The sequence below is a fragment of the Pseudomonas sp. PS01300 genome, from assembly GCF_029960155.1.
In the GTDB taxonomy this organism is placed as follows: Bacteria; Pseudomonadota; Gammaproteobacteria; order Pseudomonadales; family Pseudomonadaceae; genus Aquipseudomonas; species Aquipseudomonas palmensis.
This window is the reverse complement of the sequence record NZ_JASCPN010000074.1, coordinates 1-23362: the sequence shown is the minus strand read 5'-3', so window position 1 is coordinate 23362 and position 23362 is coordinate 1. Positions and strand designations below refer to the sequence as shown.

Annotated in this window: 30 protein-coding genes; 16 read left to right on the top strand and 14 right to left on the bottom strand. The window is 67.6% G+C overall.

Annotated elements, in window-relative coordinates; genetic code table 11:
• Positions 1-35: 35 nt before the first annotated feature.
• From QMX96_RS23905 to QMX96_RS23895, 3 genes are all read right to left on the bottom strand, one after another.
• On the bottom strand, positions 36-263 hold the full coding sequence (locus QMX96_RS23905) for a DUF6555 family protein (protein WP_043860044.1): 228 nt from the start codon (positions 261-263) through the stop codon (positions 36-38).
• Positions 264-367: 104 nt separating this feature from the next.
• Positions 368-928, bottom strand: a complete 561-nt coding sequence (locus tag QMX96_RS23900) for an ATP-dependent Clp protease proteolytic subunit (protein ID WP_043860043.1) — start codon at positions 926-928, stop codon at positions 368-370.
• A 49-nt stretch (positions 929-977) separates the two neighbouring features.
• Positions 978-1148: a KGG domain-containing protein gene (locus tag QMX96_RS23895; protein ID WP_078481227.1), complete on the bottom strand. Its 171-nt coding sequence runs from the start codon at positions 1146-1148 to the stop codon at positions 978-980.
• A gap of 217 nt (positions 1149-1365) precedes the next feature.
• Here QMX96_RS23895 and QMX96_RS23890 point away from each other — a divergent pair, with 217 nt between their 5' ends.
• The 3 genes from QMX96_RS23890 (at position 1366) to QMX96_RS23880 (ending at position 4062) form a co-directional block, all read left to right on the top strand.
• Complete coding sequence (locus tag QMX96_RS23890; protein WP_229590150.1) at positions 1366-2706, top strand: iron-containing redox enzyme family protein; 1341 nt, start codon at positions 1366-1368, stop codon at positions 2704-2706.
• Between the two features lie 11 nt (positions 2707-2717).
• The gene (locus QMX96_RS23885; RefSeq protein ID WP_043860041.1) at positions 2718-3671 is read left to right on the top strand and encodes a class I SAM-dependent methyltransferase; all 954 of its coding nucleotides are present in this window, start codon (positions 2718-2720) and stop codon (positions 3669-3671) included.
• Positions 3672-3798: 127 nt separating this feature from the next.
• Positions 3799-4062, top strand: a complete 264-nt coding sequence (locus QMX96_RS23880) for a DUF1652 domain-containing protein (protein WP_043860040.1) — start codon at positions 3799-3801, stop codon at positions 4060-4062.
• Between the two features lie 15 nt (positions 4063-4077).
• On the opposite strand, the gene QMX96_RS23875 is transcribed toward QMX96_RS23880, so the two are convergent.
• Positions 4078-4692 carry a Yip1 family protein gene (locus QMX96_RS23875; protein ID WP_054914434.1) on the bottom strand — a complete coding sequence of 205 codons (615 nt, stop codon included), beginning with the start codon at positions 4690-4692 and terminating at the stop codon, positions 4078-4080.
• A gap of 189 nt (positions 4693-4881) precedes the next feature.
• Between QMX96_RS23875 and QMX96_RS23870 the strand changes: the two genes are divergently transcribed.
• From QMX96_RS23870 to QMX96_RS23860, 3 genes are read left to right on the top strand one after another with little or no spacing between them, the layout of a single operon-like run.
• Complete coding sequence (locus tag QMX96_RS23870; protein WP_043860038.1) at positions 4882-5052, top strand: metallothionein; 171 nt, start codon at positions 4882-4884, stop codon at positions 5050-5052.
• 27 nt (positions 5053-5079) lie between these two features.
• Positions 5080-5988, top strand: coding sequence for an SDR family oxidoreductase (locus QMX96_RS23865; protein WP_043860037.1), 909 nt, complete (start codon positions 5080-5082; stop codon positions 5986-5988).
• Positions 5989-6002: 14 nt separating this feature from the next.
• Positions 6003-6842: a Ku protein gene (locus QMX96_RS23860; protein ID WP_282362581.1), complete on the top strand. Its 840-nt coding sequence runs from the start codon at positions 6003-6005 to the stop codon at positions 6840-6842.
• A gap of 83 nt (positions 6843-6925) precedes the next feature.
• On the opposite strand, the gene QMX96_RS23855 is transcribed toward QMX96_RS23860, so the two are convergent.
• Positions 6926-7288, bottom strand: a complete 363-nt coding sequence (locus QMX96_RS23855) for a DUF4440 domain-containing protein (RefSeq protein WP_100632710.1) — start codon at positions 7286-7288, stop codon at positions 6926-6928.
• 5 nt (positions 7289-7293) lie between these two features.
• A complete protein-coding gene (locus tag QMX96_RS23850) occupies positions 7294-8487 on the bottom strand; it encodes an MFS transporter (RefSeq protein ID WP_282362580.1) in 1194 nt (397 codons plus the stop codon).
• Between the two features lie 114 nt (positions 8488-8601).
• On the opposite strand from QMX96_RS23850, the gene QMX96_RS23845 reads away from it, so the two are divergent.
• Positions 8602-9489 (top strand): LysR family transcriptional regulator, encoded by an 888-nt coding sequence (locus QMX96_RS23845; protein WP_043860033.1) that lies wholly within the window; start codon positions 8602-8604, stop codon positions 9487-9489.
• A 78-nt stretch (positions 9490-9567) separates the two neighbouring features.
• On the opposite strand, the gene QMX96_RS23840 is transcribed toward QMX96_RS23845, so the two are convergent.
• The 8 genes from QMX96_RS23840 to alkB all read right to left on the bottom strand — a co-directional run bounded on the left by QMX96_RS23840 (position 9568) and on the right by alkB (position 17047).
• Positions 9568-10488, bottom strand: coding sequence for a DUF72 domain-containing protein (locus QMX96_RS23840; protein ID WP_100632713.1), 921 nt, complete (start codon positions 10486-10488; stop codon positions 9568-9570).
• Entirely contained in the window at positions 10485-11144 is a 660-nt protein-coding gene (locus QMX96_RS23835; protein ID WP_043860031.1) for a glycosyltransferase, read from the bottom strand. The genes QMX96_RS23840 and QMX96_RS23835 overlap by 4 nt, the downstream gene beginning before the upstream one ends.
• Positions 11141-11740, bottom strand: a complete 600-nt coding sequence (locus QMX96_RS23830; protein WP_100632714.1) for a class I SAM-dependent methyltransferase — start codon at positions 11738-11740, stop codon at positions 11141-11143. Before QMX96_RS23830 ends, QMX96_RS23835 begins: the two co-directional genes overlap by 4 nt.
• Positions 11741-11751: 11 nt before the next feature.
• Positions 11752-12513, bottom strand: a complete 762-nt coding sequence (locus QMX96_RS23825; protein WP_100632715.1) for a PIG-L family deacetylase — start codon at positions 12511-12513, stop codon at positions 11752-11754.
• Positions 12510-13553 (bottom strand): acyl-CoA dehydrogenase, encoded by a 1044-nt coding sequence (locus QMX96_RS23820; RefSeq protein ID WP_100632716.1) that lies wholly within the window; start codon positions 13551-13553, stop codon positions 12510-12512. Before QMX96_RS23820 ends, QMX96_RS23825 begins: the two co-directional genes overlap by 4 nt.
• The gene (locus QMX96_RS23815) at positions 13550-13822 is read right to left on the bottom strand and encodes a hypothetical protein (protein ID WP_078481216.1); all 273 of its coding nucleotides are present in this window, start codon (positions 13820-13822) and stop codon (positions 13550-13552) included. Before QMX96_RS23815 ends, QMX96_RS23820 begins: the two co-directional genes overlap by 4 nt.
• Positions 13819-16320 (bottom strand): DNA ligase D, encoded by a 2502-nt coding sequence (gene ligD / locus QMX96_RS23810; protein ID WP_282362579.1) that lies wholly within the window; start codon positions 16318-16320, stop codon positions 13819-13821. Before ligD ends, QMX96_RS23815 begins: the two co-directional genes overlap by 4 nt.
• Positions 16321-16381: 61 nt before the next feature.
• Positions 16382-17047, bottom strand: coding sequence for a DNA oxidative demethylase AlkB (gene alkB, locus QMX96_RS23805; RefSeq protein ID WP_054914441.1), 666 nt, complete (start codon positions 17045-17047; stop codon positions 16382-16384).
• Between the two features lie 111 nt (positions 17048-17158).
• Between alkB and QMX96_RS23800 the strand changes: the two genes are divergently transcribed.
• From QMX96_RS23800 to ureG, 9 genes are all read left to right on the top strand, one after another.
• Positions 17159-17560, top strand: coding sequence for a hypothetical protein (locus QMX96_RS23800; RefSeq protein ID WP_054914649.1), 402 nt, complete (start codon positions 17159-17161; stop codon positions 17558-17560).
• Between the two features lie 145 nt (positions 17561-17705).
• A complete protein-coding gene (locus QMX96_RS23795) occupies positions 17706-18542 on the top strand; it encodes an urease accessory protein UreD (RefSeq protein WP_100632718.1) in 837 nt (278 codons plus the stop codon).
• An 11-nt stretch (positions 18543-18553) separates the two neighbouring features.
• On the top strand, positions 18554-18856 hold the full coding sequence (locus QMX96_RS23790; protein WP_043859641.1) for an urease subunit gamma: 303 nt from the start codon (positions 18554-18556) through the stop codon (positions 18854-18856).
• Between the two features lie 18 nt (positions 18857-18874).
• Complete coding sequence (locus QMX96_RS23785; RefSeq protein ID WP_054914443.1) at positions 18875-19192, top strand: urease subunit beta; 318 nt, start codon at positions 18875-18877, stop codon at positions 19190-19192.
• Positions 19189-20892 carry an urease subunit alpha gene (ureC, locus tag QMX96_RS23780; protein WP_043859639.1) on the top strand — a complete coding sequence of 568 codons (1704 nt, stop codon included), beginning with the start codon at positions 19189-19191 and terminating at the stop codon, positions 20890-20892. The genes QMX96_RS23785 and ureC overlap by 4 nt, the downstream gene beginning before the upstream one ends.
• A 9-nt stretch (positions 20893-20901) precedes the next feature.
• On the top strand, positions 20902-21387 hold the full coding sequence (gene ureE, locus QMX96_RS23775) for an urease accessory protein UreE (RefSeq protein ID WP_043859638.1): 486 nt from the start codon (positions 20902-20904) through the stop codon (positions 21385-21387).
• A gap of 20 nt (positions 21388-21407) precedes the next feature.
• Entirely contained in the window at positions 21408-21953 is a 546-nt protein-coding gene (locus QMX96_RS23770) for a HupE/UreJ family protein (RefSeq protein WP_058540237.1), read from the top strand.
• Positions 21953-22627 (top strand): urease accessory protein UreF, encoded by a 675-nt coding sequence (locus tag QMX96_RS23765; protein WP_054914445.1) that lies wholly within the window; start codon positions 21953-21955, stop codon positions 22625-22627. The genes QMX96_RS23770 and QMX96_RS23765 overlap by 1 nt, the downstream gene beginning before the upstream one ends.
• Before the next feature lie 10 nt (positions 22628-22637).
• Complete coding sequence (ureG, locus tag QMX96_RS23760) at positions 22638-23264, top strand: urease accessory protein UreG (protein WP_043860582.1); 627 nt, start codon at positions 22638-22640, stop codon at positions 23262-23264.
• Positions 23265-23362 lie beyond the last annotated feature (98 nt).

Genomic DNA, 23362 nt, shown 5'->3' with positions numbered 1-23362 from the left:
GCGCGGGCCTGGCCCGCGCTGACCGCAGCGCCGTCTCAGTGGCTCTGGCGCCACGTCACCTCGGTGATTCCGTACCGTTCGGCCAGTGGCTTGCTGACCTTCTTTACCTTCTCGCGCCCATAGCGCGGAATATGCCCCACCCCGGCGTCACAGCTGGCCCAGTGCCAGGCTTCGGCGTTGTCCATCGCCTCGGCACGAATCACGAAGGACTTCTGTTTGCCGTGCAATTGATAGTCGATGACGAAGAGTTTTGCGTTGTTCATGGTTCCCTGAAAATCCTTTCAACGTGGTGACCGATGCGTGTTCACTCATACCGCCTAACTAAGTACCTTCCAGCCACCAAATAATTCAGTCTGATTGTTCGACATCAGTGTTCGGCGCTGACGGTGAGGTGGCGGGCATCGGTGTCGAACACTACCTGTTCCAGCCGGTGGGCCATGCCGCAGGCCAGCGAATCGTAGGCAGGGATCACCCGTTCCTCGGCCGACAGGCAGTGGATGATGTCCAGTTTGCGCTCGGCATGGGCGGTCTCCAGTTCGAAGATCCGCGCATAGCGCTCCAGGTCGTTGTTCAGGCTCGACAGGTATTCACGCAGGCGCGAGTGGTCCACCGCGCTCTGGCTGAAGTGCCAGGTCATGGGGTGGATCAGAAACCGCGAGTGGGGCACGGCCAGGCGTTCGCTGGCGGCCAGGTACATCACGATGCCCATGGATTCGATGTTGCCCGCATTCACCGCGCTGACCGGCACCGGCAGCGACTTGAGAAAGCTGTAGATCGAGAACCCCAGGTGGGTGCTGCCGCCGATGGTCGATAGGTTGAGCAGCAGGGCGCTGGCCCCTTCGTCGATCGCCTGCAGGCAACGGTCGCGAAAGCGCTCGGTGGTGCCCTGATCGATCGGGCAGTGAAAGTGGATGACGTACTGCTTCATCAAGAGTCCTCAAGACCGACGCACCCTCGGTGCGCCGGTCGCTCGAGCGTCAGCTACGACCACCACCACTTGGTTTGCGGGTGTCAGACTTGGTGGCGTCAGGCTTCTTGTTGCCCTGGCTGCCAGCGCCGCCTCCGGAGGCCTGCCCACCTTTTTTGCCGGCTTCCGACGCCTTGTTCTTGTCGTTGGCAAAGTTTCCCGAGTTTTCTTTCTTGTCCATGATGCTGATCCTCATGTCATTGGGATGCGAAGCCTTGTGGACCTCACATAGGTGTGGAGATAGGCCACGGGGCAAAGTTTTAAAATCTTTGCGTGCATGAGACGAACGGTAAGCCCGCACGACTTTTTCATCCGCTTGGCGGGGCTGTGGAACTTTGCAGCGCAGCGCCCATTCCCTTGCATATCGACTGCAAGGGGCAGCCAAGAGGACAACGGCCATGACCGTGATGAACGCAACCCGCCCGACTGCCGACCTGGCGCAGGTTCAGGCCGGCGACCTGCTCAACCGCTACCAGGCGCTGCTGCGCGGTGACCTGGTGGGCAGTGCCGCCTGGCTGGCCGAGCAACTGCTGCGCACCCAGGGTCTGCAGGACGACCTGCCGGCAACCCCGGGCGAACTGGACGCGTGGACCGACCGGCGCACCGCCGCAATTGCCGGCGAGTACGCCGAATACCTGGCCGGGCGCAAGGCCGGCGCGCCCCGGCGCTATTTCAGCACTCGCGCCCACGCGCTGTACTTTCTGCACCATGTGGCCCCCACCAAGGCGGTGGACGGCGCCTGGCTGCACGGTCTGCTGCGACACTGGGCCGACCCGCGCTATCACGGGCTGATCCGTATCTACCTCGAAGAGCTGGGCGATGGCGACCCGGCCTGCAACCATGTGCTGATCTATCGCCGCCTGCTGGCCGAGGCCGGTTGCCACGAGCCGGTGCCGCTGCCCGACGAGCGTTACCTGCAAGGCTGCCTGCAGCTGGCGCTGGGGGCCAACAGCGACATGTTCCTGCCCGAGGTGATCGGCTACAACCTGGGCTATGAGCAGCTGCCGTTGCACCTGCTGATCAGCGCCTACGAGCTCGACGAACTGGGCCTGGATGCCCAGTACTTTCGCCTGCACGTCACCATCGACAACGCCAGCAGCGGCCATGCACGCAAGGCCGTGCAGGCCCTGCAGCAGTTGCGCCCGGAGCAGGACGACGGGCGTTTCTACCAGCGCGTGGCCGCCGGCTACCGGCTCAACGACCTGGGCCAGGGCTCGGCGGCGATCATCGCAGGCTTTGACCTGGAGACCGAGGTGGTGGCGCTGCTCGAACGCAAACGCGCCTTCGGCCAGCACATGCATTCGGATTACTGCCGCTTCCAGGGGCGCACCGTCAATCAATGGCTGGCCGAGCCGGGCAGCATGCCGGGCTTTCTTGGCGTGCTGGAACAGAAGGGCTGGATCAAGCGCGGGCAGGACCCACAGCTCAGCCGCTTCTGGCAGGTGATCGAGGGGCCGGGCGCGGCGATGTTCGGGGTGTTCAGCGTGTATGAAAAGCAGCTGCTGCATGACTGGATTGCCGGCGACTGGCAGCCGGCCGGCAACCCCGAGCGTACCCAGGGCAGCGCCCTGCAACCCTCGATGCCTTCGGACGAAACCGCGCTCGACATCGAGCTGCAGGCGCTGCCCGCACAGTGCCGTATCGAACGCCTGATCGACGCCATGGCCGGCAACCGCCATGCACTGCCGCGCGGCCTGCAGGCCACGCGGATGTACCGCCAGCTCACCGGCCTAAACTGAAGGAGTGCACCATGCTGCTGAACACCTGCCAGCCTGAAGCGGACAAGGCCCTGCTGCAACTGGGCCGGCGCCTGCAGGCCGACGGCTACCGCTTCACCTGCGTCACCCCGCTGACCCAGCAGCGCAACAACGAGCGCCAGAGCGCGGCGCGGGCGCGCACCCTGCGCGACATTTTCGGCTGGAACCGTCCGTTCACCGCTTCGCTGCTGTCGGCCGACGAACTGGCGCAGATGCGCGTGGCACAGATTCTCGACGAAGACGGCGACTGCTGGCGCAGCCGGGTGCGCTGGTCGAGCCTGGAGGATCTGCTGTTCGTGCATTCGGGCTTTCCCACCACGCAGGCTGATGCGGTGTTCTTCGGGCCCGACAGCTATCGCTTCGCACACTTCATCGCCAGCCACCTGCAGGGCCGCTTCAGCGAAATCAACCACGCGGTGGATATCGGCTGCGGGGCCGGGGTAGGGGCGATACTGATCGGCCGTGCACGCCGGCACGCCCAGGTCACCGCGCTGGACATCAACCCCGACGCCCTGCGCCTGAGCGCGATCAACGTGGCCCTGGCCGGGCTGGCCAATGTGTCGGTGGCGCACAGCGATGTACTGCAGGGCATTACCGGCAACTTCGACCTGATCGTCGCCAACCCGCCGTACATGCTCGATGCCGGCCGCCGCGCCTATCGGCACGGTGGCGGCAGCCTGGGCGCCGACCTGTCGCTGCGCATCGTCAACGAGGCAATCGGGCGCCTGAGCCAGGGCGGCACGCTGCTGCTGTACACCGGGGTGGCGATGGTCGACGGGCACGACCCGTTCCTTGCCGCCATCCGTGCCCAGCTCACCGCCCCGCAATGGTCGTGGCACTACCAGGAGCTGGACCCTGACGTGTTTGGCGAGCAACTGCTCGAACCTGGCTACGAGCAGGTCGAGCGCATTGCAGCGGTGGGGCTGACGGTGACGCGCAACGGCTGAACATGCCGGTGCGGTTTCATTGCCCCGGTCAATCAGATGCCGGGGGCTGTATTGTAGTTTTCGATTTGAATGTCGGGCCCGGGGGGCCCTTACTAGTGGTTACACCTGAGACATCGAGGGTTGCATCATGCCAATGAACGGAGTGTGTGATCTGGAACTGCGTCGCCTGATAGAAGGCGCCTTTCTGCCATGGCGCTGTGAAGTGGCGTGCAGCGACGGATTGGCGCTGACCATCCACCTGCCGGCCGATGCCGAGTATGCCGAGCTTACGGTCACGGGTATCCAGCTGAGCGCCTTGCCCGACGTGCGGGCCATCGCGGACCTGGTGGGTCAGATCCGCGAAGAGCGCCGCACCATGGGCCTGCAGCCGCGCAGGCTGTACCGCGCCTGACCCCCATGCGCCCGGCTAGCCCAGGCCGGCCGGGCGCAGGTATTCCGGTTGCAGGGTGTTGAACCAGAACAGGATCATCGACACCAGGATGGTCACCTGCACCAGCAACCCCACCCCCCACACGCTGGCCGAGTACAGCAGGCCGTCTTCCTTGCGGATGCGCATGAAGGTCGGCAGACCGGTGAACAGCAGAAAGGTCGCGTACACCGTGGCCGCGCCCAGTATCGTGACCGCCAGCCAACGGCTCGGGTACAGCCCGGCCAGCCCGGCTACGAAATACGGTGTGGCGGTGTAGGCGGCAAAGCCGATGCACTGGTTGAGGGTGGGGCGTGCATCGAAGGTACGCGACATCCAGCGGATGAATGCCCCCATCAGCACCGTGCCCGCCATGATCGCCAGAAACAGCAGGATGCACAGCTGCAACGCGCTGCTGGCACTCAGGCGCACGTTCTCGTTTTCGGCCAGGCTCCAGCCCACCGAGGTGATCCCGATGAACAGGCATACGGTGGGGATCAGTGCCAGCAACAGCAGGTGTGACAGGTAGTGACGCGGGTGGGCCTCCTCGTCGTGGCGAATATCGGCCCACGCCGAGTTGGGTTGGGTGAACAGCTTGACCAGGTGGCTTGTCATGGCGGTCTCCGGTACCGGGGCGAAAGGGCCCCTCGTGTTCTGTGGAGGTCACAAAGCGGCCAGGGTTTCATCGGCTTTGCCGCAAGCGGACCAACTGCCTTGAACCATTGCGCGCGCGGGCCGGTCACTTCTTGCAGGGGCGCCAAACGGCGCCACCGATGACGACCATCACCTTCAGGAGTCAAGACCATGGACCAACAGACCTGTGCCTGCCCGGACTGCAACTGCAAGGTTGGCGACAACCCCGTGCAACGCGAAGGCAAGTCTTATTGCTGTCAGGCCTGCGCCGATCATCACCCGGCCGGCAAACCCTGTTCTGCCAGTGGCTGCGGCTGCGCCAGGCAGGCCCCCACGCACTGAGGCACTGAACCGTACCGGAGGATCCCGATGTCGACGCCAAAACCCAGCAACCAGTACAGCATGCGCAACCCGCTGACCCAGTACCCGCAACCGCCGTTTCCGGCCCAGGGCCAATCGGCGCCTGGGCTGGACAGCGGCATGCAACCCAAGCCGGACCACGGTGAGCACAGCTACCAGGGTTTTGGCCGGCTCCAGGGGCGCAAGGCGCTGATCACGGGCGCCGACTCCGGTATCGGCCGTGCGGTGGCCATCGCCTTTGCCCGCGAGGGTGCGGACATCGTGCTCAACTACCTGCCCATCGAGCACAGCGATGCCAAGGAGGTCATCCAGTTGATCGAGGCCGAGGGCCGGCGTGCCATCGCCTTGCCGGGCGACCTCAAGGACGAGGCCTTTTGCCGCGAACTGGTCAGCCAGGCCCACGACCAGTTGGGTGGGTTGGACATCCTGGTCAACGTGGCAGGCAAGCAGGTGGCACGCAAGCAGGTGGGCCAGGTCAGCAGCGAACAGTTCGACGCCACCATGAAGACCAACGTGTACGCGCTGTTCTGGCTGTGCCAGGCGGCCGTGCCGCTGATGCCGGCCGGGGCCACCATCATCAATACCGCATCGATCCAGTCGTACCAGCCGTCGGCGACCCTGCTCGACTACGCCACCACCAAGGCGGCGATCGTGGCCTTTACCAAGGCCCTGGCCAAGCAGGTGATCGAGCGCGGCATCCGTGTCAACGCGGTGGCACCGGGGCCGATCTGGACGGTGCTGCAGCCCAGCGGCGGGCAGCCGCCGGAGAAGATCCCCGACTTCGGCGGGCACACGCCGATGAAGCGCCCCGGCCAGCCGGCCGAGTGTGCGCCGTTGTACGTGCTGCTGGCGTCGCAGGAATCCAGTTACATCACCGGTGAAGTGTTCGGCGTGACCGGTGGCAACCCATTGCCTTAGGCGAGGAGACGAGCATGGCCAGCAGGGCGATCTGGAAGGGCGCGATCAGTTTCGGGCTGGTGCATATCCCGGTGTCGCTGACCACGGCGGTCAGCAGCGACCGGGTCGATTTCGACTGGCTCGACAAGCGCAGCATGGACCCGGTGGGCTACAAGCGGGTGAACAAGGTCACCGGCAAGGAGATCGACAAGGAGCATATCGTCAAGGGCGTGGCGTTCGAGAAGGGCCGCTATGTGGTGATCAGCGAGGACGAGATCCGCAAGGCGCGGCCCGAGGCCACCCAGACCATCGATATCTTCTCGTTCGTGGCCAGTGACGAGATCCCGCTGCAGCACTTCGACACGCCGTACTACCTGGCGCCGGACAAGCGCGGTGGCAAGGTCTATGCGCTGCTGCGCCAGACCCTGGAGAGCACCGGCAAGGTGGCGCTGGCCAAGGTGGTGCTGCACACCCAGCAGCACCTGGCGTTGCTGCGCCCGCTGGAGGACGCCCTGGTGATGATCACTCTGCGCTGGCCCGATGAGGTCCGCGGGCTCGAAGGACTGGAGCTGGACAAGAGCGTGAGCGCGGCCACGGTGGACAAGAAGGAGCTGCAGATGGCCAAGCGTCTGGTGGAGGACATGGCCGGGCACTGGACGCCGCAGGAGTACCACAACGACTTCAAGGACACCATCATGGCGCTGGTGGAGGAGAAGGCCAGCCAAGGCAAGATCGCCACCGTGGAGGCGCCCGAAGACCAGGCAGCGGGCAAGGGGGCGGACATCATCGACCTCACCGAGCTGCTCAAGCGCAGCCTGGGTGGGGGCAAGAAGGCGCCGGCCAGGAAGGCAGCGCCTTCGCGCAAGAAAGCCTGACCGCGGCGGCTTCATCGCGGGTCGAGCCCGCTCCCACACCCCCTGCGAGGCCCCTGTGGGAGCGGGCTTGACCCGCGATGGGGTTACGCAAGTGCCGCGGTCTCCTGCAAATGCAGCCACTTGCCCTGCGCGTCGAACACCACCGTCGACCAGCGCAGCGTGGTCTGGCCGCTGTCATCCTGCTGATGCTCGCGATAGGTCACCACCCCCGGCGCAACGTCGTGCATCTCATCGATCTCGATGCGCAGGCCAGGCCGTGAGCCATAGGCCTGGGCAAAAAAACTCTCCAGCTGCGCCTTGTCGAGCACCGTGCCCTTGAGCGTGAACATCGAGAACCCCTCGGCAAAGCGCTCCAGCAACGGCGGCCGTGCCTCGCCGGCCAGCCACTGGCGGATCTGCACATGCGCCTCCAGCACCTCTTCAAACCCCGCATTACGCTCTGGCATTGCACTCACTCCACAGGTTGAACAAACACGGCCCGGGCGCCCGGCAGGCGCAGCACCCAGGGCAAGGGCAGCAAGGTCAGCGCGGCGCCCAGCGCCAGCGCTTGCGCGTAGGCTGCAGGCTCCGGCAATCGCCAGTCGAGCACTGCGCCGAGCAACGCCACCCCGAAAAAGAAACTCAACTGCCGGTTCAGGCTCCACAGCGCACTGGCCGCGCCCATGGCCGCCTCGGGGATCGCCACGAACGCCGCCGTCTGCGCGGTGCTGCTGCACAGGCTGCTGCCCAGGCCCAGCAACGCATACAGCAGCACCAGCCAACCGGGGTGGGCGACCAGCCAGGGGCTGGCCAACGCCAGCACCGCCAGGCTTTGAATGCCCATGCCGGCCAGCAGCAGCGGGCGTGGGCCCAGTGCGTTGAAGCGCCACCGGCTCAGGGCGATTGCCGCCAGCGCACCGGCGGCCCACGGCAGCATCAGCCCGCCGGTGGCAGTGGCGCTCAGGCCCAGCGTGCCTTGCAGGTACAGCGCCGCCACCAGGTTGATCCCCATGAACACGCCCGGTACGCACAGGTAGATGAGCATGGCGGTGTGCAGCAGTGGCTGGCGCAACAGGCGCAGGTCCAGGGCCGGCCGTGCGCTGGGCTGGGGCCGACCGCCGGGCAGCCAGGCCAGCACCAGCGCGGCGCACAGCAGGGTGGGCGCAAGCAGGGCGAAGAACACCCAGCGCCAGTCGCCCTGGTCGGCCATCAGCCCGCCCAGCGCCGGCGACAGCGCCGGCACCAGCAGGGCCACCATCATCACCCGCGAGGTGAGGCCGGCGCGCTCGCTTGCGGGGCAGGCGCGGTAGGCCAGCGCCTGGCCCACCGGGATCAGCAGGCCGCCACCCAGGCCCTGCAGCAGGCGCCAGCCGATCAGTGCCTCGATGCTCCGGGCCGAGCCTGCCAGGGCACAGCCCAGGCCGAACAGGGCCAGCGACAGCAGCAGGGTGGCGCGCTCGCCGATGCGCTGCGCCAGCCCGTTACCCAGCGGGATGATCAGGGTCAGGCCGAGCATGTAGGCGTTGCCGACCCAGCCCAGCTGCGTGACCGAGGCGCCGAGCTGGCGCTGCAGGGCGGGGTAGGCGCTGTTGAGCACGAACAGGTTGAGCAGGTCGAGGGCAAAACCCATCAGGAAGATCAGGCTGACTTTGCTGCGAAAAGGCATGACGGGGCGCCGCTGGAGAACGATGGGCGCAGTGTAGGGCGGTGCTGATGATTGAATAAGCCCCGCAATACTGCCAGATTGGTCGAATTATTTTGACAATCAAGGGGCCTTTGCATGGTCAGCCTGGACCGTTTCGAGCTGTTTTGCGCCGTGGTGGAGGCGGGGTCGTTCACGGCGGCGGCCACACGCCTGTGCCAGACCCGCGCCGCGGTCAGCTTCGGTATCAAGCAGCTGGAGGCGCAGCTGGGCGTGACCCTGCTGATCCGCACCACGCGCCGGGTGGCGTTGACCGATGCCGGCGAGGGGTTCTACCGTCAGTGCCTGCTGGTGCTGGAGCAGGCGCGGTTGGCCATCGAGCAGGCGCGTGCCGAGCATGGCGGGTTGCAGGGCAGCCTGCGGGTCACCTCCACGGTGGAGTACGGTTTGCGCGTGGTGGCGCCGGCCTTGCAGCTGTTCATGCGCGAGCATCCGTTGCTCAACGTGCGGCTGGAAACCCACACCAGCCACGCGGACCTGGTGCAGGAGCGCTTCGACGTGGCCATCCGGTTGGGTCAGGCGCAGGATTCAGGCTACCGCGGGGTGTGCCTGGAGACCTATGCAGTGCACCTGGTGATGGCGCCGGGCGTGGGCGTGCCGGGGGCGACCCTTGCCCAGGTGAATGCCTTGCCCAGGCTGGTGCATGGGCGTTTCGAGCGCCAGGCCGGTTGGGCGTTGCTCGATCAGAGGGGGGAGGCGGCGGTGTACGAGCCTTCGGGCCGGGCGGTGATGGTGGCGGACAATGCCTCGATCCTGCGTTCGTTCGCCTTGCAGGGGCTGGGCGTGGCGCTGCTGCCGGCCTGGTTGATCGAGGACGACCTGCGTACCGGGCGCCTGCTGGATGCATTGCCGGGGTATCGCTTTGTCGAGCAGAGCGTGTATGCACTGTACCCGGCCAGCAACCACGTGCCGCGCAAGGTGCGGGCCTGGATCGATTTTCTCAAGGGGTATGTGAACGGCATGTAGGCGCCGGCGTTGCCGGCGAAGGGGCGCGCTGCGTTGGCCGGTGTTTCGCGGTGTCCGGTTCGCCAGCCTGGCTGGCTCCTACAGCGCAGCACCCGGTGTCGCTTCCAGGCCCTTGTCCAGCTTCAGCAGCTCCAGCAACCGTCTGGCGTCATAGGGCGCGCGCACCTTGATGTCGTTGTCGAAGTAGCAGTACACATCGCGATGCGCCGCCTTCGGCGCCGTACTCGCCGCATCGATCAACCGCGCATCCCCAGGCTGCGCTCCGCGTTTCCACGCCTGGATACGCTTTTGCCAGCCGCGCAAGGCCGCCTGCGAATACCCGCTGCTGTACAGCGCCACATCCCCATGCAGGCGCATGTACACGAAGTCGCTGGTCAGGTCCTCCACATGCGGCCACTTCTTCGCCGTGTCGGCCACCACCAGCGCTACCCGGTACTTGCGCAGCAACGCCACGAACGCCGGGTCCAGAAAGCTCTCGTGACGCACCTCCACTGCATGGCGCACCACCTGCCGGTCGGCGCCCTCCAGGTAACCCGGGCGCTGCATCCGCTCGGCACACTGGGCGGCCAGGGCCTTGGCCTGCTTGCCGGTGTGCGGCAGGCGCGCCAGAAACGCATCGAACAACCCCTCGTCAAAACGCATGTTGGGCGGGAACTGCCACAAGGTCGGCCCCAGCTTGCTGCCCAGCGCCAGGGGGCCGGAGGCATAGAAGTTGGCCAGCGGTTCGTCGATCTCGCGCAGGCGCTTCACGTGGGTGATGAAGCGCGGCGCCTTGACGCTGAACACGAAGCCTGGCGGCGTTTCGGCCGCCCAGCCGGCGAAACGCTCGGGACGTTGCAGCGCATAGAAGGTGCCGTTGATCTCGATGCTGTTGACCGCCCGCGAGGCGAAGTGCAGCTCGTCCTTCTGGCGCAGGCCCTCGGGGTAGAAGTCGCCCCGCCACGGCACATAGCGCCAGCCCGAGATGCCGATATGCACCTGCGCCGCGCCACGGCTCACGGGGTAGCCGCCAGCGTGGTGAGGAAGTCGCCGAAGCCGCCCCGCGCCCGGCAGTCGCCACGGCTGCTGGTGGACACGCTGTTGCGTGCCGTCCACACGATGCGCGCGCCGCTCAGCTCAAGGTCGCTGATCAGTTGCACGTCTTCGTCCAGCGGCACGGGCCGGAACCCGCCGACCCGCTGGTAGGCCCTGGCGCAGATGCCCAGGTTGGCGCCATGGATGTGCCGGTGGTCCTCGCGGGCCTGGTAGTGGGCCAGGTAACGCGCCTGCAACGCCGCATCCTGGTGCGCCTGCCATTGCTCCACGTGCACCGTGCCGCACACGGCGTCGGCGGCGCAGTCCAGCTGGCACACCAGCCAGTCGGCCGGCACGCAGCTGTCGGCGTCGGTGCAGGCCAGCCAGCGCGCGCCGCGCTCGAGCATCCAGCTGGCGCCGGCACGCCGGGCGTAGCCCACGTTGCGCGCAGTGACCTGCAGGGTGTGCACGCCGTGCGCCAGGGCAATGGCTTGGCTGGCATCGCTGCACTGGTCGAGCACCACCACGATCTCGACGCGCTCGCCTAGGGCCTCGGCCTGCGCCGCCGCCTGCCCGAGGGCGCGCAGGCAGGCCGGCAGGTACTGTTCTTCATTATGCGCGGGGACGATCACGCCGATCATAGGCAAGGCTCCTGCAGGTCAATGGCACATGGCTGGCAACACCAGTATTCGAGCAGGAAGTCGGCTTCTTCGTGGCGCACGGCGCGGTACAGCGGCAGGCGCTGATCGAGCAGGGCGTGTACCTGGCGGCCATCCTGCGGGCAGCCGTCGATGGGGTGCAGCCAGTGGCAGGCCAGCAGCGCACCGCCAGGGCTCAGGCTGGCCACGGCCTGTTCGATCACCTGCAGCCACTGCGCGGGGTCGAGGTAGTAGCCGATCTCGCTGAGCACGATCAGGTCGAACTCGCCCCCCGGCCAGTCGCCGGGCAGGTGGCCCTGGCTCACACTGGCCTGGGGGCAGGCTGCCAGGCGCCGGCGCGCAAGCTCCACGGCAGTGGCATTGAGGTCCTGGCACAGCAGGGCCTCTGTGCGCTCGGCCAGCACTGCACTGAGCTCGCCGTTGGCGCAGGCGGGCTCGAAGATGCGCGTGTAGTACTGGCGCGGCAGGCAGGCCAGGGTCAGGTCGCGCTTGCGCTTCTCGTACCAGCGGGTCCGAAAGGCCCAGGGGTCTTCATCGTGCTCGAACAGCTGTTCGAAATACTGCGGCGATACGCTCATGGAAACACCCGTCATAGAAACAGCAGTTCGAAAGGTTGCAGAAGGCGTTGCAGGGTGGTCTGGCTCAACACCGGTGGCTGCTCGCCATCGGCATGGAGCTGGCTGGCATGCGCGGCGATGGCGGCGCGCTTACGCGCAAGTTGCTGCGGGCTGAGCGCCAGCTTGCGCGCACGGCGCCACGGCAGGCGCGGGTCGTCCGGCCGGGCCCAGTGCCAGGCCCAGATCGGCACCTCGATCAGTTGCGCGCCCACGGTCTGCGCCGCCTGTGCGCTGGCACGGCCCACGGCCTCGTGGTCGCAGTGGCCGTCCAGGCGCCAGGTGCTCAGCACCCGGTCGCCGGGGCGCAGGCAACGCACCAGCGCATGGGCCAGCTGCGCTTCGTGCGCGGCCACGCCACTGTCGGCCAGGTGCAGGCGCTGCCAGGCCACCCGGTCTACGTCCAGCCCCAGCGCGGCCAGGGCTGCGCGGCTTTCCAGGGGGCGCTGAACGCGCAGGCGCTCGCCTGGCCAGGCGAGCGAGCCGGGGTGGCTGCCTTCGCCATCGGTCACCGACACCAGCAGCAACGCCTGCTCACGGTCGCAGAAGGTCGACAGCAGGCCACCGCAACCAAGCACCTCGTCATCCGGGTGGGGCGCCACCACCACCAGGCGCGCACCGGGGGGCAGCAGCTCATCGGCCTGCACCGTGGCGACCTGGGCCAGGGCGCTGGACGCCTGCCACAGCGACAATGGCGTGCCGCTGCCGGCTGCCTTGATCGGGTTGTCGACGCTCATAGCTGCCACCCGCCGGCTTCACGCCCGGCCAGTTGCCGGCCCAGTTCGGCCAGGTCGCGCTCGGCGTGGCTCTGGCGCAGGAACACCGGCAGGTCGGCGCTGAGCCGGGCGAAGTGGCTGTTGCGGCAGAACGGGGTGGCACCCAGGGCGCGGCCCACGTGGGTCAGCACCAGGGTGGCGGCGTATTCGACCTGGGCTCGCACCCGGCGTACGGCGAACTGGGCATCGGCCTGGGGCTGTGCGTCGATCTGTGCGGCGCACTCGCGCAGGGCAGCAGCGGCGCCGCACAGGGCAGCGTCCACCGCGCCCAGGTGGGCGTCGGCGTGGGGGTCGGGGCGTGGCTGGCGGCAGTGTTCGCGCAAGTAGTCGGCCAGCGCCTCGGCGGCGCCGTACCAGCAGGCGGCGATGCCGGCGCCGCCGTGCCAGAAGCCGGGGCGACCGAGGTACTGGCCAGGGCCACCCACCAGGTGCGCCGGGGTGTGTTCCAGTTCCAGCTCGACGCTGGCGGTAATGCCCATGCCCACCGCTTGCCAGCCGTCTGCCACCCGGTGCAGACCCGTCTCGGCAAGGTCCAGCGCCACCAGTTGCGGCTGTTCGTCTTCGTCCCAGGCGGTGAGCAGGCCGTGGTCGATCTGCAGCGCGCCGGAGCACCAGGCCTTGCGCCCCTGCAGGTACACCCGCTGGTTGTCGCGAGCCACGATGCGCACCCGTGCGCTGGGCGGCTCGGCCGCCCACACGCCCCATATCCCGCTGCCGGCCAGGTGCGCCCCGGCGCATTCGGCGAGTATCGCCAGGGCATCGGTATGCCCTTCATACAGCTTGGCCAGGGCCAGGTCGGCGCCAGCCACCCGCGCCAGGGTCTGCCAGCGCTGCAGCGTCTGGCCCTGGCCGGGCAACGGCAGGCGTTCCAGGCCGGCTGCCTGCAGGGCCTGCATCAGTTCGAGCAGCTGGCTGTCCAGGTTCAGCGGTTGCGGGCGCTCGGCGAACTGGCGCAGCAGGGTGTCCAGGCGGCCCAGGTCGAAGGTTTGAACAATGCTCATGAGGCGGACTCCTTGGGGCACGCAGCGTGGGTCGAGGTATTCTTTTTCAGGCCGCGCAGGTTCATGGCGCACAGGCAGAACTGCAGCACGATCAATGCCCATGCCTCGGTCTGCCAGCCCCACACCACCCACAGCAGGTTGCTGGCCATGAAGCAGCAGAAGCCGATGCGCCGCCGACGCGGCTGACGCGAGCCGATCCACCAGGCTGCCACCAGGGTGAGCAGCATGGCCGGCCACTGCAGCAGGTCGATCCAGTCCAGGCCCTTCATGCCACGCCCATGCGCTTGCGCAGCGCCACGGTGAGCGACTGGCGGGTCTTGTCGTAGTCGGCCCAGGGGTCGTCGCCATTGGCCAGGCGCTCGCCCAGGTTGTGCAGGTTCCACTGGTTGGCGCCCTTGAGTTCGGTGAGCTCTTCGCGGCGGATCGGTACCGACACCGGCAGCCCTTCGCGGGCGCGCAGCGAATAGGCGCACACGGTAGTGGCGCCACGGGCGTTGCGCAGGTAGTCGATGAAGATGCGCCCCACGCGGTTCTTAGGCCCCGAAACGGCGGACAGCCGGTCGGGGAACAACCCGGCCATGTGGGTGACGATGGCATGGCTGAACGCCTTGACCTCGTCCCAGCCGGCACGCCGGGTCAGCGGCACCACCACGTGCATGCCCTTGCCGCCACTGGTTTTCAGAAACGCCTGCAGGCCCAGTTCGTCGAGCAGTGCCAGGGTCAGCTGGGTCGCTTCGACCATCGCCTTCCAGGGCAATGCCGGGTCGGGGTCGAGGTCGAGCACGAAACGGTCGGGTTTGTCGAAGTCCCTGGCGGTGGCGTTCCAGGTGTGCAGTTCCAGGGTGTTCATCTGTACCGCGCCCAGCAGGGTGTCGGCGCGGTCGATGATCATCACTGCCTGGCCGGCCTCGGCCTTGTCGTGACTCTCCAGGCCCGGGATGTTCAGCTGGGCGGCGTTCTTCTGGAAGAACAGCTCGCCGCTCAGGCCCTCCGGTGCGCGCACCAGCGCCACGGGGCGACGCTTGAGGTGCGGCAGGATCCATTCGGCGACCTGGGCGTAGTACTCGGCCACCTGGCGTTTGTCGGTGCCGCTGCTGGCATCGATCACCCGGTCGGGGTGGGTGATGCGCAGGGTGTTGTCGGAGGCTTTGCGGTTAGGCGCTTTCACGGGTTTCTCCAGGCCGATGGCGCGGGCCGGCTTGTCTTCGCGCAGGCCATGGAACACCGAATGGCGTACCACCCCTTCGCGGGTCATCTGGGCGTAGGCCACCTCGGCCAGCAGCTGTGGCCTGAGCCAGTGCACGCCGCGGGCTTCGGCGCCGGTGGGTGGGTTGGCGACCGCGGGCTTTTTCACCTCGAGCGGGGTGAGGCGCTGGAGCAGGCTCTGCAAGGTGGCGGTATTGAAGCCGGTGCCGACCTTGCCGGCGTAGCGCAGCTGGCCGCTGTCGGCGTCGTGTACCCCCAGCAGCAGGGCGCCGAAGGCGGCGCGGCTGCCCTTGAGTTCGGTGAAGCCGACGATCACGAATTCCTGGCGCTGCTTGCACTTGAGCTTGATCCAGTCGTGACTGCGCCGCGATACATAGAGGCTGTCGGCACGTTTGCCGATCAGGCCCTCCATCTGCATCTGGCAGGCGCTGGCCAGCAGGGACTCGGGGGCTTCGTCGAAATCGGCACTCAAACGCAGGCGTTGTTCGTCGGCCGGTTCAAGCACGGCCGCCAGGGCGGCGCGCCGCTCCTGCAACGGGCATTGGCGCAGGTCCATGCCATTGAGGTAGGGCAGGTCGAACAGGTAGTAGACGATGTTGGCATCGGTGTCGCTGTCGAAGGCGTTCTGCAGGGCCTGGAAGTCGGCGATACCCTCGGCGTTGGCCACCACCACTTCGCCATCCAGCCAGGCCGAGCTCAGCCCCAGGCTGGCCAGGGCCTTGGCCTGCAGCGGCATGCGCGCGGTCCAGTCGTGGCCGTTGCGGGTGAACAGGCGCACGTCGTCGCCGTCGATGCGCGCCAGGATGCGGTAGCCGTCGAACTTGACCTCGTAGCGCCAGTCGCCTTGCGGCGGGGTTTCCACCAGGGTGGCCAGTTGCGGCGTGAGGGCGGCGGGCAGGGTGGTCTTCCTGGCCGCACTCAGTGTGCCGGCCCTGGCTGGGCGGCGAGGCGGGGGTGCGGCCTTGGGCTTGTCCTTGTCTTGGCCCTTGCCCTTGGTGCGCGGGATCAGGCTGCGCTCGCTGAGCACGCTGTCGGGCTGGGCCTGCAGCACGTCGTAGTCGGCCTCGGCGCGGGCAGCCTCGTCGTCGGACTTGACCAGCATCCACTGTTCCTTCTTGCCGCCAAGGCGGGTGCGAAACAGATGCCAGGTGCCGTTCAGCTTTTCGCCCTGCAGGCGAAAGCGCAGCTTGCCGCTGGCATAGGCCTGGGCCGGGTCGCCCTCGGGCAGCCACACGCCGCGGTCCCACACGATCACTTCGCCTGCACCGTAATGGCCTGCGGGGATGCTGCCCTCGAAGCTGGCGTAGTCCAGCGGGTGGTCTTCGACGTGGACGGCCAGGCGCTTGACCTTCGGGTCCAGTGACGGGCCCTTGGGGATGGCCCAGCTCTTGAGGGTGCCGTTCAGCTCAAGGCGAAAGTCGTAATGCAGGTGGCTGGCGTCGTGCTTCTGGATGCAGAACTGCAATGCCTGCGCGCGCGCGCCGCGGCGGGCCTTGCCGGCCGGCTCCGGGGTGGCGTCGAAGTTGCGCTTGCGCTGGTATTCCTGCAGTGGCTTGGCCATTGCCGTGCTCCATCGTTCATACAAACCCTATGAAGTGGGAGGGGCGCAGACCGGCGGGAGTTCAATCGGGTTGACCGGCCTTGCGCAGGGTCAGGTTGATGCGGCGGGCGCCCAGCAGTGGGTGCTCGCCGTCCTTGAGCGGGTTGACCCCGTGAAAGCGCAGGCGATCCTCGCCGCCCCAGACCATCACGTCGCCGTGCTGCAGGCCGACCTTGCGGGTGGGTTCGCTGCGGGTGTGCCCGCCGAACAGGAACACCGCCGGCAGGCCCAGCGAGATCGACACGATGGGCTGGCTGAAGTCGCGTTCGTTGCGGTCCTGGTGCAGGGTCAGGCGGTTGCCGGGCTGGTAGTGGTTGATCAGGCAGGCGTCGGGCCTGAAATGGGCGAAGCCGGCGGCCTCTGCAGCGGCAGCGGCCAGCTCGGCGAGCAGCGTGGGCAGGGCAGGCCAGGGCTTGCCGGTGAGCGGGTCGAAGGGGCTGTAGCGGTAGCCCAGGCGGTCGCTGACCCAGCCCAGCGGCCCGCAATTGGTGACCGCCACTTCGATGGTGCGCCCGCCGGGGGTGAGCTGGTTGCGAAACGGTGCGGCGCGCAGCACCGTGCGCAGGGCCGGCAGCAGGGGCTCGACGAGGTCCAGGGCAAAGCCTGGCAGCAGCAGCGTCTGCTTGCCGATCCATTCGGGGGCGCCGAGGGCGGGTGGGCCGAACAGGTCGAGTTCGGGTTGTTTCATGCAAGGATCTCCAGTGACGCCTTCGCCAGCAACGCCGGCGCCTGCAGGCGACGCAAACCGGGCAGGAGCCGGCGTTGCCGGCGCAGGGGCCGGTGACTATGCTTGGGCCTCATGGAGCCCATCATACCGCTGCGCCAACCCTGCCCACCCGGTGCCTGCATCTGCGAGCGCGAACGCCTGCTCGAAACGCCGGGCGCCGACCTGCGCATTCTGCGCCTGACCCGCCAGGAAGAAAACCGCCTGCTCCAACGCCTGGAAAACCTGCAGAGCCTGCCCGACCTCGAACACCTGCAGCGCCGCTTGTTCGATCAGCTCGGCATCCAGGTGCACATCGCCCCCGGCCCCAATGAAGTGCGCACCATGCGCGGTATCCGTATCGAGGTCGAGGGCCCGCCAGGGTTGTGCCGCAAGACCCGCCAGAGCATACCGGCGGCCATCCGCCGCGCCCTCGAAAAACGTCCCGAGATCGCCTACCGGCTGCTCGACGCCCATGACCTGTTTGGCCAGCAGTAACCATCGCAGGGCGTTTCCTACGCCGTGACCACGCCAATGCACAACATTGGCTCGCAACCTGCATTGCCCCTGGCATCGATAGCTGATCGATTGGTCAGACACCGGCCTTGCCGTGTCGCCACTCCATTGCCCAGGGCCGCCGTGCATGACGCTAGCTCAACGATTTATCCCCGCGCCGGTTGATCCGGCCGGCTGGAACGCCGAACTGAACCTGCGCTTCGTCGCAGGTCAGGGGCGGACCCGAATTGGTGCACGCCAGCATTTCGGCCCACTTCTGGTGCAGCGCCCGTTCTACCCCGAAGGCGACCCCTGCCATGTGTATGTGCTGCACCCCCCGGGCGGGGTGGTGGGGGGGGATCGCCTGGCCCTGAACCTGCACCTGGAGCCGGGCAGCCATGCGCTGCTGACCATGCCTGGTGCCACCAAGTTCTACCGCAGCGCCGGGCCCACCTCGGTGCTGCGCCAGCGCTTTCACCTGGCCGAGGGCAGCACCCTGGAGTGGCTGCCCCAGGACAGCATCTGCTTCCCCGGCGCGCGGGTATCGCTGCACAGCCATTTCAGCCTGGCCCCCGGCGCGCGCCTGCTGGCCTGGGAAACCCTGTGCCTGGGCCGCCCGGTAATGGGCGAGGCCTTCAGCCATGGCGCCGTGGACAGCCGGCTGCAGGTGGACATGCCCGACGACCCCGGCCTGCACGAGCGCCTGCGCCTGCAGGGTGGGCACCTGCACAAGCTGGGCGGCCACCCGCTGCTGGCCACCTTCTGCGCCGCCCCGGCCAACGAGCAACTGCTTGAACAGGTGCGCGAACTGATCCACCCGCTGCCGGTGCCCGCCGGCGCCACGCTGCTTGGCCAGCTGCTGGTGGTGCGCCTGCTCGACCACGACAACCAACGCCTGCAATCCACCCTGCAGCGGCTGTGGCGCGCCCTGCGACCGACCGTCGTCGGCTTGCCGCCATGCCCGCCGCGCATCTGGGCCACTTGAGAGACCGCACCATGGAGCTGACCCCGAGAGAGAAAGACAAACTGCTGCTGTTCACCGCCGCGTTGCTCGCCGAGCGCCGCCTGGCCCGTGGGCTGAAGCTCAACTACCCCGAGGCGGTGGCGCTGATCAGTGCCAGCGTGATGGAAGGTGCCCGCGACGGGCGCACGGTGGCCGAGCTGATGAGCCTGGGCCGCGAAGTGCTCGGGCGTGACCAGGTGATGGAAGGCGTCAGCGAGATGATCCACGACGTGCAGGTGGAAGCGACCTTTCCCGACGGGACCAAGCTGGTCACCGTCCACGACCCTATCGTCTGACCTGCCCAGGAGCAGCCCATGATTCCCGGAGAAATCCAGGTCGCCGACGGCGACATCGAACTCAACGCCGGTCGCGCCACGATCAGCGTCAGCGTGGCCAACCATGGCGACCGGCCGATCCAGGTCGGCTCGCACTATCACTTCTACGAGGTCAACGCCTTTCTGGTGTTCGAGCGCGAGGCCACCCGCGGCTTTCGCCTGGACATCGCCGCCGGCACTGCCGTGCGCTTCGAACCCGGCCAGGCGCGCACCGTCAACCTGGTGGCCTATGCCGGCAAGCGCGAGGTGTATGGCTTCCAGGGCCGGGTGATGGGCAAGCTGGAGGCCGTGGCATGAGCCGTATTTCCCGGCGTGCCTATGCCGACATGTTCGGCCCCACCGTGGGCGACCGCGTGCGCCTGGCCGACACCGAGCTGTGGGTGGAGGTCGAGCAGGACTTCACGGTCTACGGTGAAGAGGTCAAGTTCGGCGGCGGCAAGGTGATCCGCGACGGCATGGGCCAGGGCCAGATGCTGGCCGCCGAGGCCATGGACCTGGTGCTGACCAACGCCCTGATCATCGACCACTGGGGCATCGTCAAGGCCGATATCGGCGTGAAGAACGGGCGCATCTTCGGCATCGGCAAGGCCGGCAACCCCGACGTGCAGCCTGGCGTGACCCTGGCGGTGGGGCCGGGCACCGAGGTGATCGCCGCCGAGGGCAAGATCGTCACCGCCGGCGGCATCGACTCGCACATTCATTTCATCTGCCCGCAGCAGGTCGACGAGGCGCTGGTGTCGGGCATCACCACCTTCATCGGCGGCGGCACCGGGCCGGCCACCGGCACCAACGCCACCACCTGCACCTCGGGCACCTGGTACCTGGCGCGCATGCTCCAGGCCGCCGACGAACTGCCGATCAACATCGGCCTGCTGGGCAAGGGCAATGCCTCGCAACCCCAGGCCCTGCGCGAGCAGATCGAGGCCGGGGCGGTGGGGCTCAAGCTGCACGAAGACTGGGGCTCGACCCCGGCGGCCATCGACTGTTGCCTGGGCGTGGCCGAGGCGATGGACGTGCAGGTGGCGCTGCACAGCGACACCCTCAACGAGAGCGGCTGCATCGAAGACACCCTGGCCGCCATCGGCGACCGCACCATTCACACCTTCCATACCGAGGGCGCGGGCGGCGGGCATGCGCCGGACATCATCCGTGCGGCGGGTTACGCCAACGTGCTGCCGTCCTCCACCAACCCGACCTTGCCGTACACCGTCAACACCGTGGACGAGCACCTGGACATGCTGATGGTGTGCCACCACCTGGACACCAGCATCCCCGAGGACGTGGCCTTCGCCGAGTCGCGCATCCGCCGCGAGACGATTGCCGCCGAAGACATCCTGCACGACATCGGCGCGTTCTCGATGACCTCGTCCGACTCCCAGGCCATGGGCCGGGTGGGCGAGGTGGTGCTGCGCACCTGGCAGGTGGCGCACCAGATGAAACTGCGCCGCGGCCCGCTGGCGCCTGACACCGCGCGCAGCGACAACTTCCGGGTCAAGCGCTACATCGCCAAGTACACCATCAACCCGGCGCTGACCCATGGCATCGCCCATGAAGTCGGTTCGCTGGAGGCCGGCAAGCTGGCCGACCTGGTGCTGTGGTCGCCGGCGTTCTTCGGGGTCAAGCCCGCACTGGTGCTCAAGGGCGGGATGATCGTGATGGCGCCGATGGGCGACATCAACGGCTCGATACCCACGCCGCAGCCGGTGCACTACCGGCCGATGTTCGGCGCCCTGGGCCAGGCGCGCAACGCCACGCGCATGACGTTCCTGTCCCAGGCCGCGGTGGAGCGTGGCGTTCACCATGAACTGCGCCTGCGCAGCCTGATCGGCGTGGCCCGGGGCTGTCGCACGGTGCGCAAGGCCGACATGCTGCACAACGGGCTGATGCCCACCATCGAAGTGGATTCACAAACCTATGAGGTACGCGCCGACGGCGAGCTGCTGGTGTGCGAACCGGCCAGCGTGCTGCCGATGGCGCAGCGTTATTTTCTGTTTTGAGGAGCGAGCATGATCCTGTTGACGCAACGCCTGAACCAGGCCGCACACATCGGCGCCACTGCCACCCTGAGCCTGGATACGCGCATCAAGAGCCGCGTGCGCATCACCCTGGATGACGGGCGCGAGGCCGGGCTGATGCTCGAACGCGGCCAGCTGATTCGCGGCGGCGAGCTGCTGGCCGACGCCCAGGGGCGTGAGGTGATTCGCGTGCTGGCGGCGCCGGAGCAGGTCTCGACGGTGCGCTGCGCCGACCCGCTGGCGCTGGCCCGCGCCGCCTATCACCTGGGCAATCGGCATGTGCCGTTGCAGATCGAGCGCGATTTCGTGCGGTACCAGCACGACCATGTGCTGGACGACATGGTGCGTGGCTTCGGCCTTGAGGTGACGGTGGAGCAGGCGCCGTTCGAGCCCGAGGCCGGCGCCTACCAGAGCGCGCCGCACAGCCACAGCCACAACGATCACCCCTTTGTTCGCGTGCCTGGCCACGCCCACTGATTTCGACATGGAGTTGCACGATGAAAAAGACCCTCGCGTTTGCCTTGCTGCTGATCGCCGTCCCTGCGTTCGCCCACCCCGGCCACGACAGCAACCCCCTGCAGGACGGGTTGCTGCACCCGCTCACCGGGCTTGACCACCTGCTGATGCTGCTGGGCACCGGGGTGCTGGCCGCCCTGACCGGGCGCACCCTGGCGCTGCCGCTGGCCACGCTGGCGGCGATGTTCGGCGGCGCGCTGATGGGCCATCTGTTCGGGGGCGTGATCGGCATGGAGAGCATGATCATCGGCTCGCTGCTGGTGGCCGCCGCGGCGCTGCTGCTGCCCAGCCGCCAGGTGCTGCTGGCGCTGGTCATGCCGGTGTTCGCGCTGTTTCACGGCTGGGCCCACGGCGTCGAAGCCAGCCCGGGCGCGTTCTGGGTGTTCAGCGCAGGCTTTGTCGCGGTCAGCGGCCTGTTGCTGCTGGCAGGCTATGGCGCCGGGCGCCTGTTGCGCCGTCACCCTGGGCTGCAGAAGGCCTGTGGCGGCGGCCTGCTGGCCGGTGCCGCCCTGGTGCTGGCCGGCTGATGAGCGCCAACCTGCAGTTGCTGCGCCTGCTGCAACTGGTCAGCGCCAACCTGCCGGTGGGGGGCTTCACCTATTCCCAGGGGTTGGAGTGGGCGGTGGAGGCGGGCTGGGTGACGGGGGCCGACGGCTTTGGCGCCTGGCAGCGCGAGCAGTTGCACGACACCCTCGGCCACCTCGACTGGCCGCTGCTGCAACGGCTGTACAGCGCGTGCCGCGCGCAAGATGCCGATGCGTTCGCCCACTGGAGCAGCTTTTTGCTGGCCAACCGCGAAACCGCCGAGCTGCGCCTGGAGGAACGCCAGCGCGGCAAGGCCCTGGCGCGCCTGCTCGATGGCTGGCAGCTGTGTCAGGCGCCGGCCTGGCGCAGCAGCGTCGAGCTGAGCCAGCTGGGCGGCATGGCCTGGCTGGCCGTGCACTGGCAGATCCCGCTGCGTGAGCTGGCCCTGGGGCATGGCTTTGCCTGGCTGGAAGGGGCGGTGATGGCCGGGGTCAAGCTGGTGCCGTTCGGTCAGCAGGCAGCCCAGACCCTGCTGCGCGAGTTGTGCGAGGAGCTGCCTGCGGTACTGGAGTGGGCGCTGGACGTACCTGATGAACACCTGGGCGGCGGCCTGCCGTTGCTGGCGATTGCCTCTGCCCGCCATGAAACCCAATACACCCGATTGTTCCGATCCTGAGGAAACTGCCATGCAAAGCTACCAGCAACCCCTGCGCGTCGGTGTCGGCGGCCCGGTCGGCTCCGGCAAGACCGCGCTGCTCGAAGCGCTGTGCAAGGCCATGCGCGATGACTACCAGATCGCCGTGGTCACCAACGACATCTACACCAAGGAAGACCAGCGCATCCTTACCGAAGCCGGCGCGCTCGAACCCGAGCGCATCGTCGGCGTGGAGACCGGCGGCTGCCCGCATACCGCGATCCGTGAAGATGCCTCGATGAACCTGGCGGCGGTGGAGGATCTGGCGCGCAAGTTCGGCAACCTGGAAGTGATCTTCGTCGAGAGTGGCGGTGACAACCTGAGTGCCACCTTCAGCCCGGAGCTGGCCGACCTGACGATCTACGTGATCGACGTGGCCGAGGGCGAGAAGATCCCGCGCAAGGGCGGGCCGGGGATCACCAAGTCGGATTTTCTGGTGATCAACAAGATCGACCTGGCGCCCTATGTGGGCGCGTCGCTGGAGGTGATGGAAAAGGACACCCGGCGCATGCGGCCCGAGCGGCCGTGGACGTTCAGCAACCTGAAGACGGGGCAGGGTTTGCAGGCGGTGATCGGGTTCATTGTCGAGCGGGGGATGTTGAAACCGGTTTCGGTGTGAATGCCTATCGCGGGTCAAGCCCGCTCCCACAAGGACGGCGCCAGCTCCTGTGGGAGCGGGCTTGACCCGCGATGGCATCGATGCGGTGCCTGCGCATT

Coding starts and splice junctions, on each gene's coding strand:
- QMX96_RS23905 (WP_043860044.1), bottom strand. CDS start 263: ATGAACAACGCAAAACTCTTCGTCATCGACTATCAATTGCACGGCAAA.
- QMX96_RS23900 (WP_043860043.1), bottom strand. CDS start 928: ATGAAGCAGTACGTCATCCACTTTCACTGCCCGATCGATCAGGGCACC.
- QMX96_RS23895 (WP_078481227.1), bottom strand. CDS start 1,148: ATGGACAAGAAAGAAAACTCGGGAAACTTTGCCAACGACAAGAACAAG.
- QMX96_RS23890 (WP_229590150.1), top strand. CDS start 1,366: ATGACCGTGATGAACGCAACCCGCCCGACTGCCGACCTGGCGCAGGTT.
- QMX96_RS23885 (WP_043860041.1), top strand. CDS start 2,718: ATGCTGCTGAACACCTGCCAGCCTGAAGCGGACAAGGCCCTGCTGCAA.
- QMX96_RS23880 (WP_043860040.1), top strand. CDS start 3,799: ATGCCAATGAACGGAGTGTGTGATCTGGAACTGCGTCGCCTGATAGAA.
- QMX96_RS23875 (WP_054914434.1), bottom strand. CDS start 4,692: ATGACAAGCCACCTGGTCAAGCTGTTCACCCAACCCAACTCGGCGTGG.
- QMX96_RS23870 (WP_043860038.1), top strand. CDS start 4,882: ATGGACCAACAGACCTGTGCCTGCCCGGACTGCAACTGCAAGGTTGGC.
- QMX96_RS23865 (WP_043860037.1), top strand. CDS start 5,080: ATGTCGACGCCAAAACCCAGCAACCAGTACAGCATGCGCAACCCGCTG.
- QMX96_RS23860 (WP_282362581.1), top strand. CDS start 6,003: ATGGCCAGCAGGGCGATCTGGAAGGGCGCGATCAGTTTCGGGCTGGTG.
- QMX96_RS23855 (WP_100632710.1), bottom strand. CDS start 7,288: ATGCCAGAGCGTAATGCGGGGTTTGAAGAGGTGCTGGAGGCGCATGTG.
- QMX96_RS23850 (WP_282362580.1), bottom strand. CDS start 8,487: ATGCCTTTTCGCAGCAAAGTCAGCCTGATCTTCCTGATGGGTTTTGCC.
- QMX96_RS23845 (WP_043860033.1), top strand. CDS start 8,602: ATGGTCAGCCTGGACCGTTTCGAGCTGTTTTGCGCCGTGGTGGAGGCG.
- QMX96_RS23835 (WP_043860031.1), bottom strand. CDS start 11,144: ATGATCGGCGTGATCGTCCCCGCGCATAATGAAGAACAGTACCTGCCG.
- QMX96_RS23830 (WP_100632714.1), bottom strand. CDS start 11,740: ATGAGCGTATCGCCGCAGTATTTCGAACAGCTGTTCGAGCACGATGAA.
- QMX96_RS23825 (WP_100632715.1), bottom strand. CDS start 12,513: ATGAGCGTCGACAACCCGATCAAGGCAGCCGGCAGCGGCACGCCATTG.
- QMX96_RS23820 (WP_100632716.1), bottom strand. CDS start 13,553: ATGAGCATTGTTCAAACCTTCGACCTGGGCCGCCTGGACACCCTGCTG.
- QMX96_RS23815 (WP_078481216.1), bottom strand. CDS start 13,822: ATGAAGGGCCTGGACTGGATCGACCTGCTGCAGTGGCCGGCCATGCTG.
- ligD (WP_282362579.1), bottom strand. CDS start 16,320: ATGGCCAAGCCACTGCAGGAATACCAGCGCAAGCGCAACTTCGACGCC.
- alkB (WP_054914441.1), bottom strand. CDS start 17,047: ATGAAACAACCCGAACTCGACCTGTTCGGCCCACCCGCCCTCGGCGCC.
- QMX96_RS23800 (WP_054914649.1), top strand. CDS start 17,159: ATGGAGCCCATCATACCGCTGCGCCAACCCTGCCCACCCGGTGCCTGC.
- QMX96_RS23795 (WP_100632718.1), top strand. CDS start 17,706: ATGACGCTAGCTCAACGATTTATCCCCGCGCCGGTTGATCCGGCCGGC.
- QMX96_RS23790 (WP_043859641.1), top strand. CDS start 18,554: ATGGAGCTGACCCCGAGAGAGAAAGACAAACTGCTGCTGTTCACCGCC.
- QMX96_RS23785 (WP_054914443.1), top strand. CDS start 18,875: ATGATTCCCGGAGAAATCCAGGTCGCCGACGGCGACATCGAACTCAAC.
- ureC (WP_043859639.1), top strand. CDS start 19,189: ATGAGCCGTATTTCCCGGCGTGCCTATGCCGACATGTTCGGCCCCACC.
- ureE (WP_043859638.1), top strand. CDS start 20,902: ATGATCCTGTTGACGCAACGCCTGAACCAGGCCGCACACATCGGCGCC.
- QMX96_RS23770 (WP_058540237.1), top strand. CDS start 21,408: ATGAAAAAGACCCTCGCGTTTGCCTTGCTGCTGATCGCCGTCCCTGCG.
- QMX96_RS23765 (WP_054914445.1), top strand. CDS start 21,953: ATGAGCGCCAACCTGCAGTTGCTGCGCCTGCTGCAACTGGTCAGCGCC.
- ureG (WP_043860582.1), top strand. CDS start 22,638: ATGCAAAGCTACCAGCAACCCCTGCGCGTCGGTGTCGGCGGCCCGGTC.